The sequence below is a fragment of the Vibrio sp. NFR genome (genome assembly GCF_027587095.1).
Lineage (GTDB): Bacteria > Pseudomonadota > Gammaproteobacteria > Enterobacterales > Vibrionaceae > Vibrio > Vibrio harveyi.
The window spans coordinates 72,778-88,849 of record NZ_JAPPTN010000014.1 but is presented as its reverse complement, the minus strand read 5'-3'; the positions used below and the strand labels follow the sequence as shown (position 1 = coordinate 88,849).

Sequence of the window (16,072 nt, the reverse complement as noted above, 5' to 3'; positions counted from 1 at the left end):
GTCATTTGCTGTGCTTACAACGCGCCTTCAAAGCCCATCTGGCGCCACGCTTCAAACGCAATGATAGCTACGGCATTAGATAGGTTTAGGCTGCGTGCGTCCGGCATCATTGGAATGCGGATACGTTGCTCCATTGGCAGGCTATCGATCACGTCTGCTGGCAGACCACGCGTTTCCGGACCAAACATCAAAACATCGCCTTCTTGGTATTTTGCATCGACGTGATGACCTGTGGTTTTGGTCGTGCATGCAAACAGACGGTAGTTGCCTTGTTTCTCTTTCTCTAAGTATTCCAAGAATGCTTGATAATCTTTATGACGCGTCACGCGAGCCAAATCGTGGTAATCCAAACCTGCGCGGCGGACTTTCTTCTCTTCTAGATCGAAACCCAGCGGCTCAATCAGGTGGAGATTCGCACCACAGTTAGCACACAGGCGAATGATGTTGCCGGTGTTCGGCGCGATTTCTGGTTCGTATAGAGCGATATCAAACATGGTATTGAATTAGATTGGTCAAAACAGGCGAGCAGTATATACCCAAGTCACCATGAGAAGCGAGATTCAACACAATGACGGGTAATAGAAGAGGGCAACCACTTCAGTGTGTTGCCCTCATTTAGATAGATTAACTCAGAGCGCGAGCGTAGTTCTCTTCCACTGCGCGCCAGTTGACCACATTCCACCATGCGTCGATGTATTCAGGACGACGGTTTTGGTAGCTGATGTAGTATGCGTGTTCCCACACATCCAATGCTAGGACTGGTTCACCTTGTACCGCGGCAACGTCCATTAGAGGGTTGTCTTGGTTACTCGTTGACGTAATGTGAATATCGCCATCTTTTACGACCAGCCAAGCAAAGCCAGAGCCGAAAGTATTGATAGCAGCTTGTGCGAACTCATCTTTAAACTTTTCGAAATCGCCATATTTGTCGTTGATGGCTTGCGCTAGAGCACCTTGAGGTTCACCGCCACCGTTTGGTGACATGCAGTTCCAGTAAATGATGTGATTGTAATAGCCGCCACCGTTGTTGCGGATAGCTGGACTGTGTTGAGAAATGCAAGCGAAGATGTCATCGAGGCTTTGGGTCTCGAGAGCGCTGCCTTTTGCGGCAGCCATGAATTTGTCGTAATAAGTTTTATGGTGTTTGCTGTAGTGAACTTCCATTGTTTTCGCATCGATGTACGGCTCTAACGCATCGTATTCGTATGGAAGCTCTGGGAAAATGTGCGACATTGTAAATCCTCCTTTATGGAGGATTTACTTTAATGTTAATGAAAATCATTATCAACTTTGATCTTTGTAAGGTTATTTGCCTGCGCTGATCAATGGTAGGGTGATGGTGACACGTAAACCGCCGAGTGGGCTACGGCTAGCAACAATCGAACCGCTGTGCTGACGAATCGCACTGTCGGTGATGGTTAATCCTAAGCCAGTACCACCTGAATGGCGATCTCGTGCTGTAGATACACGGTAAAACGGGCGGAAAATTGCTTCCAATTCTTCGTCAGGTACGCCTTCCCCATTGTCGTCAACCACGATGCTGAGGGTATCGAATGAATCCTGAATGTCGATTCTTACTTCATCTTTGCCGTAGTAAATCGCGTTGCGGATGATATTTTCTACCGCGCTCATCAACAATTTAGGATTACCAGAGATACTGCGATCCGGTAAGGTTGAATAGCTAAGGGTTTTACCCATTTGCTCGGCTTCAAACTGCGCGTCTTTGATGATCTCTTCCCATAAGCTGACAATTGGCTGAGTCTCGCGCGTCATGTGACTGTTTACCTGCATGCGCGACAGTTCAAGCAGCTCGGCAATCATCTGCTCTAAGCGCTGCGCTTCGGTATCAATACGAGTTAGCTCTGGGCTTTCACCTTGTTTACGAGTCGCCAACGCACTTGCCATACGCAGGCGAGTGAGTGGGGAACGCAGCTCGTGTGAGATGTCTGAGAGTAAACGCTGCTGACCAGAAATCATTTGATTCACAGCCTCGACCATTTGGTTGAAGCTCGTACCTGCTTGGCGAAACTCGGTGGTGCCTTTCTCTAGATTCGGATCGATGACAAACTCACCTTTAGCAACGCGTTGTGCTGCGGTTTCCAATCGTCGAGCTGGTTGGCTCAATGCCCATGCTAACCATAATAATAGCGGTGTACTCACCAACATAACGGCGAGCAGCAACTGCAATGGGTGGTCAAACAGGCGTAACATGATTGGTGGCGGCTCGTTCCACTTAAAGCCGACGTACATCAGTAGCTCTGAATTAGCGACATTGATTGGCACTGGACCTGCAATCATGTAACGACCGTAGAGTTTTTGTTTCGGCTGTGACTGATCTTCAATACTGGTGACAAAATTTTGCAGTGCACGCAGCTTAAAGTCTTTGTGGCTCGAGGTGCTTAAGACATTCCCTTCGTGATCGGAAAAGAAGATCCTTGGACGTGGGTCATGCTTGCTGCGTCGTTGTCCTTCAAGGCTAAATAAGATTTTGCCGAGGTTATCTTGGTTGCGATACTTCTTCTCAATACCGTCACGTATTTCAAGCATACGTTGATAATGCTCTTTTGGAATGTCGCGCGCTTTCCGTGGATCAAGATGAGGTAGTGACAGCACAGCCATCAGAACCAAAAACATGGTGAACCAGAAGATGGCAAAGATGCGTCCATACAAGCTGTTTATCTTCGGTAGTTTGAAGCGTGGTGCTCGCATTAATCCTCCTCAATCAACATGTAGCCGCGCCCTCGTAGGGTTTTAATGCGTGGCTTACCGTTACTCTGATCTGGCAGTTTCTTCCGTAGGTTGGACACGTGCATATCGATCGCGCGGTCAAAGGCTGCAAGGCGCTTACCAAGCACGTCAAGACTCAGGGTTTCTTTAGTGAGGACTTGCCCCGGATTTTGTACAAAGTGAGTCAACAAGGCGAACTCTGTGGTCGTTAAATCCAGCAGAACCTCTTCACAATAGGCTTCCTGTTTGCCTGGATAGAGTTTGATTTCTTGATACTCAATGCAGTCGCCGTTTTTAGTGCTCTTTTGAGTGCTGCTTGTGCGGCGTAAAATTGCTCGGATACGTGCCAGTAGTTCGCGGTCGCTGAATGGTTTTGGCAGGTAATCATCCGCACCCAGTTCAAGACCGATCACGCGATCGATTTCTTCGCCTTTAGCTGTCAGCATTAGAACAGGCGTTTCCCAGTTTTCACGCAGGCGCTTTAAGGTTTCCATTCCATTGAGTTTTGGCATCATGACATCGAGCAGAATAAGGTCGATTTCGTCAGTGACTGCCGCGAGACCAGCTTCTCCATCGTTGGCTTCGTTGACGTTAAAACCTTCGAAGCTCAGCACTTCCTTAAGTAGGCTGGTTAGCTCGGTATCGTCATCAATCAAAAGAATGTTCGCCATATGAGTACCTATTTATCATTCGTAGTTGTTTTAATATTACATGGTAATGACGGTGAAGAATGAGTGTAAAAATCACTCTTTACGATTCTTTACGGTCTCTATACGTCGCTTTACCTAGTAGGTCGTATTCTACACTCAAGCGCTGTGAGAACAGCTCAGAAGAATCACTAACCTGTGTAAGGAATCGTATTATGAAAACTGCAAAGAAACTGGTACTAGCGGCTGTTGTTCTACCTCTAACTCTAGGTACAGCGAGTGCATTCGCATTTGGCGGTAAAGACCACAAAGGTCATCGCGGTGAGTGTGGTATGGGTATGGACCGCGGTATCATGCGTCAACTAGACCTAACTGATGCACAAAAAGACCAACTAAAAGAAATGCGTGAAGCGAACAAAGCGGAAATGAAAGCAAAATTCGCGGATGGTAAAGAAGCACGTATGGCTGAGCGTCAAGCGCACCACGAAAAGGTTCAAGCACTGCTATTGGCTGATAACTTCGATGCAGCAGCGGCAAACGACCTAGCAAAAGAGATGGTTGAGAAGCAAACTGAGCGTCGCGTTAAGATGATGGAGAAAAAGCACCAAATGCTGAGTGTTCTGACTCCTGAGCAAAAAACAAAATTTGTTGAGCTACAAAAAGAGCGTCAACAAAAGTGTGGCGAAAAAATGCAAAAACGCATGGAAAAGCACCACAACAGCTAATCGCTGAAAGATAATGTAAGAGAGGTAGCCAGAGTGCTGCCTCTTTTTGATCTTGGCGATTTCATACTCATTAAGTCATTCTCAAGGTATACTCAAAGCACGGTTTGAGTTAACTATTTGATTATGAAACAGCAATACGCACGTTTAGTGACGATGGCAGCTTGGACGGCAACCATCGTTGCGACGCTTCTTTTGATTGTCAAAGTCATCACTTGGTGGGTGACGGGGTCAGTCAGCTTACTTGCCTCTTTAATTGACTCCATGCTGGATATCGCCGCTTCGGTGGTGAACCTCATTGTGGTGCGCTATTCCCTACAACCTGCCGACAGAGAACATACTTTTGGTCACGGTAAAGCCGAGTCGTTGGCGGCGCTGGCACAAGCGATGTTTATTTCTGGTTCAGCGGTGTTCTTGATCCTGAACGGTGTCGAGCGCTTCTTCCGCCCACATGAATTAAACGCTCCAGAGCTCGGTGTTTACGTTTCTCTATTTGCTATGGTGGTCACTTTTGGACTTGTGATGTTCCAAAAGCATGTCGTGCGTGTGACGGGCAGTCAGGCGATCGCCGCCGACTCACTGCATTACCAAACAGACCTGTATATGAATGGTGCCATTATGGTGGCATTAGGTTTGAGTTACTTTGGTGTCACGCAAGCCGATGCAGTGTTTGCGGTGGGTATTGGTATCTTTATTTTATACAGCGCATTCAAGATGGTCAGCGAAGCGATTCAGACCTTGTTGGATAGAAAGCTGCCAGATGAAGAGTTGGAACAGATTCGTCAAGAGTGCTTAAAAGTGGAAGGGGTATTGGGTGTGCATCAGTTACGTACACGGATGTCTGGTCCAACGCGCTTTATCCAACTGCACTTAGAATTGGATGATAACTTACGTTTGATCGAGGCCCATCACATTGCCGATAAAGTAGAAGATAATCTACTTGAGCTGTTCCCGGAAGCGGATGTGCTGATCCATCAAGATCCATTGTCAGTGGTGTTTGGTCCAGAAAGAGACCAGAAGGCGCAAGATTGGTAACGGTCGAAAAATCAGGCTGTGCCTGACGACAAATAGGCGCTTATTGACTATCTTTCCATCACTACTTATTAAGAATCGTGATCCTGATGTGAATCAACGAAGTTGCAAAGAGAAACTGTAATACTCTTACATAAGTAGAAAAGTTACATAAAAAAGTGTGTTTTCATTGGTATTCCTGTAGAGGAAATGTAACATAACGCACAGTTCTGGATTATGCAGGTTGCTTGGTAACAAGGGGCCTAAAAGAAAATTAAATAATTGATTGCCAAAGATCGAGGGTGAGCATGATTAAGAAGATCGGTGTTTTAACAAGTGGCGGTGACGCACCTGGTATGAACGCTGCAGTACGCGGCGTAGTTCGTACAGCACTATCTGAGGGATTGGAAGTTTACGGTGTTTACGATGGCTACCTAGGTCTTTACGAAGACCGCATCGAAAGGTTAGATCGTTCTAGCGTTTCTGATGTGATCAACAAGGGTGGTACATTCCTAGGTTCTGCACGTTTCCCTGAATTCAAGGAAGTGGCAGTACGCGAACAAGCGATTGAGAACCTTAAAAAGCACGGTATCGATGCACTAGTTGTTATCGGTGGTGACGGTTCTTACATGGGTGCTAAGAAACTGACTGAGATGGGTTACCCATGTATCGGTCTACCAGGCACAATCGATAACGATATCGCAGGTACAGATTACACAATCGGTTACCTAACAGCGCTAAACACAGTTATCGACGCAATCGACCGTCTACGCGACACGTCTTCTTCTCACCAGCGTATTTCTATCGTAGAAATCATGGGTCGTCACTGTGGTGACCTAACTCTGATGTCTGCAATCGCAGGTGGCTGTGAGTACATCATTACTCCAGAAACTGGTCTAGATAAAGAGAAGCTGATTGGTAACATCCAAGACGGTATCTCTAAAGGTAAGAAGCACGCAATCATCGCGCTAACTGAGCTGATGATGGATGCAAACGAACTAGCGAAAGAGATCGAAGCGGCAACAGGTCGTGAGACTCGTGCAACGGTTCTTGGTCACATCCAACGTGGTGGTCGTCCAACTGCATTTGACCGCGTTCTAGCGTCTCGCATGGGTAACTATGCTGTTCACCTACTAATGGAAGGCCACGGCGGTCGTTGTGTTGGTATCGTGAAAGAGCAACTGGTTCACCACGACATCATCGATGCTATCGAGAACATGAAGCGTCCTGTACGCAACGACCTATACCAAGTTGCTGAAGAGCTATTCTAAGCCTGCTTGATAAAGTCAAAACCTAAAAAACCGCGGTTATCCGCGGTTTTTTATTATCCGAAACTTGTCTAAGCTGAAGTCCGTCTGAGATTGAAACTGGCTTTATGCGGAACTAAGAGCTCGCGTGCTCTGCTAATGTGATACGACGCTCGCGCAGGGCAAAGAGATACCCTAGCAAACCACCTAGTGTGTTACCCAGAGCAATACCAATGAACAAACCTTCGATGCTATAAAGCTGACTGCCAATCCATGCCGCTGGCAGCGTAAAGACGAACAAGCGCATAAAGCTCCATTGAAAGGCGCGCAGCGGTTTGTGCATCGCGTTATAGCCACTCACCAGCATCATCACAATACCTTGGAAACCATAGCTAAACGGCACGACTAAGAGGTAATGCCACAGCAAGTCTTTTACTGCCGCTTCTTGGGAGAAGAGTGCTGCGAGAGGAATGCTAAGGGGCACCATCATCAAAAAGATAAAGCCTTGGAACACCACCGCAAAGCGCATGCTCAGGAACCAGCCAGCGAATGCACGAGCAGGGTTATTAGCCCCAAAGTTTTGCGCCATAAACGGGGTGAGTGCAGAAGTCAGTGACATCAACACCAAAATCAAGATCGACTCAATTCGCTGCGCAGCGCCATAAGCGGCAACCGCTGCGGTGCCATGGTGAGACAAAATCATCATCAGAATCGCACCAGATAGCGGCGTCATCGCATTCGAGAGAGCAGCGGGCGTACCGATCTTGAGCGTTTGTTGCCAATCTTGTTTGATGCACTGCCATTGTGGGGCCGCAAGCAGCTTTTCGCGTTTGATCAATACATAGAAAGAACCGCACAAAGCACCAAACCAACTGAATGCACTAGCAATCGCAGCGCCTTGAATGCCGAGCTCAGGAAAAGGACCGTAGCCAAAGATGAGTAATGGATCGAGTATGCCGTTAATCAATCCAGCGAGCATCATTATCTTCGCCGGAGTCTTGGTATCACCAGTCGCCCGAATAGCGCTATTGCCTGCCATTGGGATCACCAGCAGGGGAATTGTCAGATACCAGACTTGCATGTACTGCTTGATCAGTGGAATGGAATCTTCTTTTGCGCCAAGGAAGCTGAATAATGGCTCGATGGTAAACAAACCTAGCGTTGAAGCAATCGTAACTAGAGCAACTGCCAGTAATAAACCATGGCTAGTAAAACGTGCTGCTTGAGAAGACTCTCCTTGACCCAACAGGCGACCGATATTGGTCGACAGACCCATACCAATGCCCATAGTGATGCAGTTCACAGCAAAGGTTACTGGGAAGGTATAACTGATTGCCGCGAGCGCTTCGGTACCCAATAGCGAGATGAAAAAGGTATCGACCAAGTTAAACATCAAAATCGCGATCATGCCCATGGTCATGGGGACGGTCATTTTGCGTAAGGTGTCAGGAATGGGCGCGGTCAACAAACCATGCTTGTCTTGAGTCTGATTGTCCGGCTTATTCTTTTCCAGCATTTTTGACATCTATCTGGTGAGGGAAGGGCAAGGATACAAGAAAGCCGTTGCCTCGGCGAGTGAGCATTTCGCGCGCAAACCGTTGCTTAGCTGCCGGTTATTTTAACTAAGTCACAAAAAATTCACGTCTACCCCTTGGGATCCTTAGCTTTGCCCCTTATATAGTGATCACGTGCCCCTGCGCGGGCAATTATCAAATAAACATGGAAATTTTCAGGAGAGACGACCGATGAACATTCGTCCATTACATGACCGAGTTATCGTTGAACGTAAAGAAGTTGAATCAAAGTCAGCTGGTGGCATCGTTTTAACTGGTTCTGCTGCGGAAAAATCGACTCGCGGTGTTGTTCTAGCTGTGGGTAAAGGCCGCATCCTAGAGAACGGCACAGTGCTACCGCTGGACGTTAAAGTTGGTGATACTGTTATCTTCGCTGAAGGTTACGGTACTAAAACTGAAAAAATCGACGGTAAAGAAGTGCTAGTAATGTCTGAAAACGACATCATGGCTATTGTCGACTAATAGCAATCGTTGAGTAATTTTTTGCTCTGATTCAAAAACGAAATCGAAAACAGAATTTAGAAAGGAAATCAAAGATGGCTGCTAAAGACGTTAAATTTGGTAATGACGCACGAGTTAAAATGCTAGAAGGCGTAAACGTTCTAGCTGACGCAGTAAAAGTAACACTGGGTCCTAAAGGTCGTAACGTAGTTCTAGACAAATCTTTTGGTGCACCAACTATCACTAAAGATGGTGTATCAGTAGCGCGTGAAATTGAACTGGAAGATAAATTCCAGAACATGGGCGCACAAATGGTTAAAGAAGTTGCGTCTAAAGCAAACGACGCAGCGGGTGACGGTACAACAACAGCAACCGTACTAGCGCAAGCAATCGTAAATGAAGGTCTAAAAGCAGTAGCAGCGGGTATGAACCCAATGGACCTTAAGCGCGGTATCGACAAAGCAGTTATCGCAGCAGTTGAGCAACTAAAAGAGCTATCTGTTGAGTGTAACGACACCAAAGCAATCGCACAGGTTGGTACTATCTCTGCGAACTCTGACTCAAGCGTAGGTAACATCATTGCTGAAGCAATGGAAAAAGTTGGTCGCGACGGTGTTATCACTGTTGAAGAAGGTCAAGCACTACAAGATGAGCTAGATGTAGTTGAAGGTATGCAGTTCGACCGCGGTTACCTATCTCCTTACTTCATCAACAACCAAGAAGCAGGTTCTGTTGATCTAGAAAACCCATTCATCCTTCTGATCGATAAGAAAGTATCGAACATCCGTGAACTTCTTCCAGCACTAGAGGCAGTAGCAAAAGCATCTCGCCCACTACTTATCATCGCTGAAGACGTAGAAGGTGAAGCACTAGCAACACTTGTTGTGAACAACATGCGCGGCATCGTGAAAGTTGCAGCTGTGAAAGCGCCTGGTTTCGGTGACCGTCGTAAAGCAATGCTACAAGACATCGCTATCCTAACTGGCGGTATCGTGATTTCTGAAGAAGTTGGTCTAGAGCTAGAAAAAGTAGCACTAGAAGACCTAGGTCAGGCGAAGCGCGTTGCAATCACAAAAGAAAACACAACCATCATCGATGGCGTGGGTGAAGAAGCAATGATCCAAGGTCGTGTTGCTCAAATCCGTCAGCAAATCGAAGATGCAACTTCAGACTACGACAAAGAGAAACTACAAGAGCGCGTTGCTAAGCTAGCAGGCGGTGTTGCAGTAATCAAAGTTGGTGCAGCAACTGAAGTTGAGATGAAAGAGAAGAAAGACCGCGTAGAAGATGCACTGCATGCAACTCGCGCAGCGGTTGAAGAAGGCGTTGTTGCTGGTGGTGGTGTAGCACTAATCCGTGCAGCATCTAAGATTGTTGACCTAGAAGGCGACAACGAAGAGCAAAACGTTGGTATCCGCGTTGCACTACGTGCAATGGAAGCGCCAATCCGTCAAATCACGAAGAACGCGGGTGATGAAGAGTCAGTAGTAGCGAACAACGTGAAAGCAGGTGAAGGTTCTTACGGCTACAACGCAGCAACAGGCGAGTACGGCGACATGCTAGAGATGGGTATCCTAGACCCAACTAAAGTAACGCGTTCTGCTCTACAATTTGCAGCATCAGTTGCAGGTCTAATGATCACAACTGAAGCGATGGTTACTGACCTACCACAAAAAGAAGGCGCAGGTATGCCTGACATGGGTGGTATGGGCGGTATGGGTGGTATGGGCGGCATGATGTAATTTGCTGCTTGTCTTGTCGCTCTAACGCCTTATAGCTGCATCGAAAGTGCCCATTTACGTGCGTAAACTCCGCGCTTTCTCTTTGCTCTAAGACGTTATAGCTTAAAGACAACCGACCAAACCAAACTAGGAAGCCGAGGTGAATGCCTCGGCTTTTTTATGTTTGTGAATTGAGGCTGTTTGTGGGTGAGATTGAGTTGTAGGGAAATTCTGATTCTTCTTCGTTAGACATAGCAGAGCAAGGTGTTATTGGATTGAGCTGAGTGCTGAGAACATTGACGGAAACACTCGAAATTGAGTGGTTACTAATCATCAGAGTTTAGGAAAAAAGCGGATAAATAATGCGTGTGAATTATTGGGTTAAATATTCACTCAGTTAAATATGACTTAGCGCTAACATTCATCAACTAAAAATAGCGCAAACTCTGAACACTACACTATGTTGTAAAAGACAAATCCCCATGGAGATGAAAATGAAAAAGCTAATGACGTCACTGGCTGTTGCAGCCGTTATCGCTTCACCTGTTGCTCTTGCTGACAGCTCACCAGTTATGTTCTCTACAATCGACAACACGAACGCGCCTTCTAACTCTTCAGTTGGTGGTGTGCGTCTTGCTGTTCTTCACGGTCAGGTGAACGAAGTGAAAGGTGTCGATTTCTCTCTACTTGGTATGTCTGAAACAGATCGTACAACCGGTGTGAACTTCGGTCTTTTCTTTGGTGCATCAAAAGTAAATCAAGAAATGACAGGTGCTTCTCTGGGTCTATTTAACTGGAACCAAGGTCAGACGAACGGTGTTAACTTGGGTGCAGTGAACGTAACAAACAATGTGAAAGGTTTGAACTGGAGTGCGGTGAACTACTCTGAAGGTTACACAATGGCAGACATTGGTCTGGCAAGTATCTCTAAAAAATCTAACTTCCAGCTTGGTGTCTTCAACATGACTGACCAAATCGATGGTGTTCAAATTGGTCTTCTAAACTGTGCGGACAACGGTTTCTTCAAGTGTTTCCCTATCGTGAACTTTGCGAAATAAGTTCCGCGACCTTCCACGATAAATGCCAGATACAAAAAGACCCCGGCGAGACGTCAGGGTCTTTTTATTGAATGGATTATTTGATCAAACGTGTGGATGTTTTTCGCTGCTGCATTTTCTGGTGCACACCGCGGCGCAAAGCTTTAACGCGGTTTTCTGCCCGGTCTACACCGAGCAAAACGGTCAATGCCAACACGGTAATAATGATCGACTGCGATAAGTAACCTAAGCCAATCATCAAGCCCAAGCCTGCCAATACCCAAATTACTGCTGCTGAAGTCACACCGTGGATTTTGCCGTCTTGAGTCATCATCACACCTGCACCTAAAAAGCCAACACCAGTAATGATCTGCCCAAGAACACGAGCTTGGTCTAACGTGTTTGGTGAAAGTGAAACCGCCATTGACATAAATAGGTAAGTACCTGATATGACGAGAATTGCAGTACGAATACCAACGGGTTTACCTCGAGTTTGACGCTCAATGCCAATCATCAAACCATTGATTGCGCAGCAAAGTAATGCCGCCCAACTGAATGGGCCAAGATCGAAATAGTGTTCAAAAGTTGCTTGCATCTTAACCTCCAAATTTGCGGAGTATGCATAGATAAGACCGCCTGAGCGAACAAAAGCTTTTACTCGTAACGACAATCTTTATACGGCAAGCAACTTACTCTAGATGCAGATCCAGTGGTGTTTTACTTGGTCGACCACCAATTTCACGGGTCAATTTAGGCACTAAATATCCAGACACTCGCGTGATTACGCCACGCATGAGCTCTTTCGCTTCTTCATCGGAAACAAAGTAGTGTGCCGCGCCTTGGACTTTATCTAAAACGTGCAAGTAGTAAGGCAAAATGCCAGCATCAAATAACGCTTCGTTCAGTGCAACTTGTGCTTCAACGCTGTTGTTAACGTCTTTCAGCAGTACCCCCTGGTTTAGCAAGGTAACGCCAGCCTGCTTCAACTTCGCCATTTGAGCGGCAAACTCAGCGTTGATTTCGTTGGCGTGGTTGATATGAGTCACCAAGATGATTTGCAGACGAGAAGCGCGAAGTAGGTGACATAGCTCATCAGTAATACGAGCAGGAATCACGACAGGCAAACGGCTGTGAATACGCAGGCGTTTGATATGTGGAATTTGTGCGATGTGCTCCAATAGCCAGTGGATCTCATCGTCTTTTGCCATCAAAGGATCGCCACCAGAGAAGATCACTTCGTTTAGCTCAGGTTGTTGTGCCATGTACTCAAGGCACTTAGTCCATGCTTGCTTGCCGCTTTTGTTTTCTTGATAAGGGAAGTGGCGGCGGAAGCAGTAACGGCAATTTACCGCACAGCCGCCTTTCACAATCATCAAGGCGCGGTTGCGATACTTGTGCAGCAATCCCGGAATGTCATTGTCTTGCTCTTCTAGCGGATCATTGGAATAGCCTTCATGGACCTCAAATTCTTCGCTCAAAGGTAATACTTGGCGTAAAAGTGGATCGTAAGGATTGCCTTTTTCCATCCTATCGACAAAACTTTGCGGTACACGCTGTGCAAACAGCTTGCGCGCAGCAAACCCGTCCAGCCATGGCGATGGATCAATTTCCAACATTTCCAGCAATTTTGCAGGATCAGAGATCCCATTCGCTAACTGTTTGAGCCAGTTTTGCTCAACAGATTCGACTTTTCGGGTTATTATGTGCGGCATTGAATTTAGCTCTAAGAATGTAAGAGGAAAAAATGGCTACAGTTAGCACCAATGAATTTAAAGGCGGCCTTAAGTTAATGCTTGATAACGAGCCTTGTGTAATTCTGGAAAACGAATACGTTAAACCAGGTAAAGGCCAAGCGTTCAACCGCGTTAAAATTCGTAAACTTCTTTCTGGTAAAGTGCTAGAGAAAACATTCAAGTCTGGTGACACTTGTGAAGTGGCAGACGTAATGGATATCGACCTAGATTATCTATATTCAGACGGCGAATTCTACCACTTTATGAACAACGAAACTTTCGAGCAGATCGCTGCAGACGCGAAAGCAGTTGGCGACAACGCTAAGTGGTTGGTAGAAAACAACACTTGTATGATCACGCTTTGGAACGGTAACCCAATTACTGTTACTCCACCAAACTTCGTTGAGCTAGAAGTTACAGATACAGATCCAGGTCTGAAAGGTGATACTCAAGGCACAGGTGGTAAACCAGCTACGCTATCAACTGGCGCTGTTGTACGTGTTCCACTATTCATCGCAATCGGTGAAGTGATCAAAGTTGACACTCGTACTGCTGAATACGTAGGTCGTGTGAAGTAATTCACTCAAACGTATTTGATGAAAAAGGTCGCTTCGGCGGCCTTTTTTATTGTCTGCAATTCCCCTCCTTTTAATGCTTCTGTGCAAAACATCGATATCCTCCGCAAATTTTAAATGATTTTGTATTATTCGTAAAAATCTTATTTATTTCATGAATCTTTCGATTATTTCTTAATGTCACAATTTGATACATTAGTCCTCGTTGTCAGCGAGTTGTATAGCAATTTGATTTTTATCGATTTAACTCAATGACAACCTAAAAAGGAGAACAAAATGGAAAGCAGAGGCTTAGGAAGAGGTTTAAAAGTGGAAGAGAGACGTCAGTTACTACATAAAGGATTGAAAGCAGCCGTATTTGGTATCCCGCTGCTGGCCATAGGCTTAACAATTAACAGCTCAGTGCTAATGACCGATGCGGGTTACAGCTATGTGCATCAGAACAACATCACCGGTGAATTGGATGTATTCACGGAGCCGGGCATTCATTTTCGTATGCCGTTCCTGTCTAAGATCACCAAGTATGACCAAGTGATCACCGTGTCATTTGGTAACAGCAAGGGCGAGGATTTTTATCAACGCCTTGATGCGGTGCAGGTTCGCTTTGCCGATACCTACATTGGTCAAATTCCGGTGACATTCCGCTTTAAGCTCAGCAATGATCCTGAAGCGGTTAAGAAGATGCACAAAGAGTTCCGCAACAACAGCAACCTTATCGATGCCCTGTTGGTGAAGAACGCACGTAACGTGACAGTGATTACCGCGACCCAGTACACGGGGGAAGAGTTCTTCCAAGGTGGTTTGAACCAGTTCAAATCCAAACTGGGTGATCAACTGCGTGAAGGCATTTATCTGACTGAGCGTCGTCAGGTAGAAGTGGAAGAGCTAGACCTTGCTCCAGTAGGTGCTAACCAATCGAATGCGAACCAACTGCAACGCACTAACCAATTGGTGTGGAAGACGGTTCCGGTTGTGGATGGAACTGGGCAACCAATCCGACAGGATAACCCGCTACAGCAATACGGTATTCAAGTGACGCAGGTGACCATCGGTGACCCGCAGCCAGAGAAACAGCTTGATCAGTTGTTGGCAGATAAGAAGCGTCTAGTTGCCGACCGTATTCGTGCGATTCAGGAGCAAGAGACCTCCAAAGCACAGGCAGAGACTGAGCAGTTACGTAAAGAGATTCAACGTACTCGTGAAGTACAAGATGCTCAGCGTAGCAAAGAGCTCGCGATCATCGCACAGCAAAAAGAAGTCGAAGTTGCGCGTCAAATTGCGGAGCGTGAAATTGTTGAAGTAGAGAAAACTAAGCGACTGGCTGAGGTGGAAAAAGAGAAAGAGCTAGCAGTAGCGGAAGCTAACCTAGCGATTCAAAAAGCCAATGCTTTGTCTGCGGAATTTGAAGCAAAAGCGATTCTTGAAAAAGGTCGTGCAGAAGCGGAAGTCTTGAAAGCGAAGTATGCGGCACTGGGTGCAAACCGAGAAGTGTACTTGGCCGAGTTGAATCGAGACGTGGCGAACTCGCTGTACAACAACCTACAAAACTTCCAAGTGCAGATGCCACAAAACTACATTGGTGGTGGTGAAGAAACAGGTCTTAAAACCAACCTTGATGTGATTACTGGCTTTGGCGCGTTGGGCTTAATGGACCAAACTAAGAAGGTCACACAGCAATAAGATCATTGGTGGTCAAAAGCTCAAAAAGCAAAAAGATCATAGGTGACTAAAAGCTCTGATAACTGTACAAATCAGAGTAACGCAGAGGCTGATACGAGTTATCAGCCTCTCTTTTTTGTTGGCAAAATAGTGCTGAATATTTGCACTTTATCTCAATATCACATTGATTTTATGAAGATAAAAAGGCGAGGGTGAAATTTGTGGCTATAGTGAATCAACACCCAACAAGCGCAAGGAAGCACTATGTCGAACCAAGAGCAACCCATCCACTCAATGATTTTGTGGAATACCCTCCGCAAGAAATGGCAGCAAGAGCTGTACATAATCTTGAGCAACTCCAGCGCCGTCATTCCATTCGAAGTTTCTCTGATCGCCCAGTTGCGAAAGAAGTGATTGAGCACTGTATTCGAGCGGCAGGTACGGCACCTAGTGGGGCAAACCATCAACCTTGGCATTTCGTTGCGATTAACAGTGCGGAAGTGAAAGGGCAGATCCGCCAAGCCGCTGAAGAATTAGAACGTTCTTTCTATGAAGGTCGAGCTGGGCAAGAATGGTTAGATGCACTGAAACCACTCGGCACGAATGCCAGTAAGCCGTATTTGGAAAAAGCGCCGTGGCTGATCGCTGTGTTTTCGCAAAAGAAAGGTGGCATGAGCAATGATGGGGAACAAACCAATTATTACGTACACGAGTCAGTAGGGATTGCCACAGGCTTTTTGCTTCAAGCATTGCATAACGCCGGTTTGGGTACGTTGACTCACACGCCAAAGCCGATGAGTTTCTTGAGTAAGATTTGTGGGCGAGACAACGATGTTGACCGTCCGTATATGTTAATTGTGACCGGTTATCCGGAAGAAGATGCGACTATTCCGGAGCATGCAATGCACAAAAAGTCACTGGATGAAATCGCGACCTTTATTGAATAGTGTCTGAAACGAATAGCGCTGACGATAAACC

15 protein-coding genes and 1 pseudogene are annotated in these 16,072 nt (G+C 46.2%); 9 read left to right on the top strand and 7 right to left on the bottom strand.

Going from position 1 to position 16,072, the window contains the following annotated elements; genetic code table 11:
• Window positions 1-14: 14 nt before the first annotated feature.
• The 4 genes from trmL to OH463_RS22045 form a co-directional block, all read right to left on the bottom strand.
• Entirely contained in the window at window positions 15-494 is a 480-nt protein-coding gene (gene trmL / locus OH463_RS22060; protein WP_005440442.1) for a tRNA (uridine(34)/cytosine(34)/5-carboxymethylaminomethyluridine(34)-2'-O)-methyltransferase TrmL, read from the bottom strand.
• A 130-nt stretch (window positions 495-624) separates the two neighbouring features.
• Complete coding sequence (locus OH463_RS22055) at window positions 625-1,233, bottom strand: superoxide dismutase (protein ID WP_029789520.1); 609 nt, start codon at window positions 1,231-1,233, stop codon at window positions 625-627.
• Window positions 1,234-1,305: 72 nt separating this feature from the next.
• Window positions 1,306-2,709, bottom strand: a complete 1,404-nt coding sequence (gene cpxA, locus OH463_RS22050) for an envelope stress sensor histidine kinase CpxA (RefSeq protein WP_029789519.1) — start codon at window positions 2,707-2,709, stop codon at window positions 1,306-1,308.
• Window positions 2,709-3,398: a response regulator gene (locus OH463_RS22045; RefSeq protein ID WP_005448283.1), complete on the bottom strand. Its 690-nt coding sequence runs from the start codon at window positions 3,396-3,398 to the stop codon at window positions 2,709-2,711. Before OH463_RS22045 ends, cpxA begins: the two co-directional genes overlap by 1 nt.
• A 191-nt stretch (window positions 3,399-3,589) precedes the next feature.
• Between OH463_RS22045 and OH463_RS22040 the strand changes: the two genes are divergently transcribed.
• The 3 genes from OH463_RS22040 to pfkA all read left to right on the top strand — a co-directional run bounded on the left by OH463_RS22040 (window position 3,590) and on the right by pfkA (window position 6,378).
• Window positions 3,590-4,099, top strand: a complete 510-nt coding sequence (locus OH463_RS22040; protein ID WP_005448285.1) for a CpxP family protein — start codon at window positions 3,590-3,592, stop codon at window positions 4,097-4,099.
• Between the two features lie 123 nt (window positions 4,100-4,222).
• Window positions 4,223-5,131, top strand: coding sequence for a CDF family cation-efflux transporter FieF (fieF, locus tag OH463_RS22035; protein ID WP_005448287.1), 909 nt, complete (start codon window positions 4,223-4,225; stop codon window positions 5,129-5,131).
• Between the two features lie 284 nt (window positions 5,132-5,415).
• Window positions 5,416-6,378, top strand: a complete 963-nt coding sequence (gene pfkA / locus OH463_RS22030) for a 6-phosphofructokinase (RefSeq protein ID WP_005448288.1) — start codon at window positions 5,416-5,418, stop codon at window positions 6,376-6,378.
• Between the two features lie 112 nt (window positions 6,379-6,490).
• Here the strand turns inward: pfkA and OH463_RS22025 are convergent, their stop codons facing one another.
• Window positions 6,491-7,870: an MATE family efflux transporter gene (locus tag OH463_RS22025; protein WP_005448289.1), complete on the bottom strand. Its 1,380-nt coding sequence runs from the start codon at window positions 7,868-7,870 to the stop codon at window positions 6,491-6,493.
• Between the two features lie 229 nt (window positions 7,871-8,099).
• Between OH463_RS22025 and OH463_RS22020 the strand changes: the two genes are divergently transcribed.
• The 3 genes from OH463_RS22020 (at window position 8,100) to OH463_RS22010 (ending at window position 11,148) form a co-directional block, all read left to right on the top strand.
• The gene (locus tag OH463_RS22020; protein WP_005448290.1) at window positions 8,100-8,390 is read left to right on the top strand and encodes a co-chaperone GroES; all 291 of its coding nucleotides are present in this window, start codon (window positions 8,100-8,102) and stop codon (window positions 8,388-8,390) included.
• 74 nt (window positions 8,391-8,464) lie between these two features.
• Window positions 8,465-10,111, top strand: a complete 1,647-nt coding sequence (groL, locus tag OH463_RS22015; protein ID WP_009698895.1) for a chaperonin GroEL — start codon at window positions 8,465-8,467, stop codon at window positions 10,109-10,111.
• Window positions 10,112-10,584: 473 nt separating this feature from the next.
• Window positions 10,585-11,148, top strand: coding sequence for a VC2662 family protein (locus OH463_RS22010; protein ID WP_005448292.1), 564 nt, complete (start codon window positions 10,585-10,587; stop codon window positions 11,146-11,148).
• 76 nt (window positions 11,149-11,224) lie between these two features.
• On the opposite strand, the gene OH463_RS22005 is transcribed toward OH463_RS22010, so the two are convergent.
• Window positions 11,225-11,722 carry an MgtC/SapB family protein gene (locus tag OH463_RS22005; RefSeq protein WP_005425045.1) on the bottom strand — a complete coding sequence of 166 codons (498 nt, stop codon included), beginning with the start codon at window positions 11,720-11,722 and terminating at the stop codon, window positions 11,225-11,227.
• A gap of 94 nt (window positions 11,723-11,816) precedes the next feature.
• Complete coding sequence (gene epmB, locus OH463_RS22000; protein WP_009698894.1) at window positions 11,817-12,839, bottom strand: EF-P beta-lysylation protein EpmB; 1,023 nt, start codon at window positions 12,837-12,839, stop codon at window positions 11,817-11,819.
• Between the two features lie 32 nt (window positions 12,840-12,871).
• Between epmB and efp the strand changes: the two genes are divergently transcribed.
• From efp to OH463_RS21985, 3 genes and pseudogenes are all read left to right on the top strand, one after another.
• The gene (gene efp / locus OH463_RS21995; RefSeq protein WP_005425036.1) at window positions 12,872-13,438 is read left to right on the top strand and encodes an elongation factor P; all 567 of its coding nucleotides are present in this window, start codon (window positions 12,872-12,874) and stop codon (window positions 13,436-13,438) included.
• A gap of 273 nt (window positions 13,439-13,711) precedes the next feature.
• Window positions 13,712-15,115 (top strand): SPFH domain-containing protein, encoded by a 1,404-nt coding sequence (locus tag OH463_RS21990; protein WP_005425046.1) that lies wholly within the window; start codon window positions 13,712-13,714, stop codon window positions 15,113-15,115.
• A gap of 243 nt (window positions 15,116-15,358) precedes the next feature.
• Window positions 15,359-16,041 (top strand): annotated as a pseudogene (locus tag OH463_RS21985) (nitroreductase family protein).
• Window positions 16,042-16,072 lie beyond the last annotated feature (31 nt).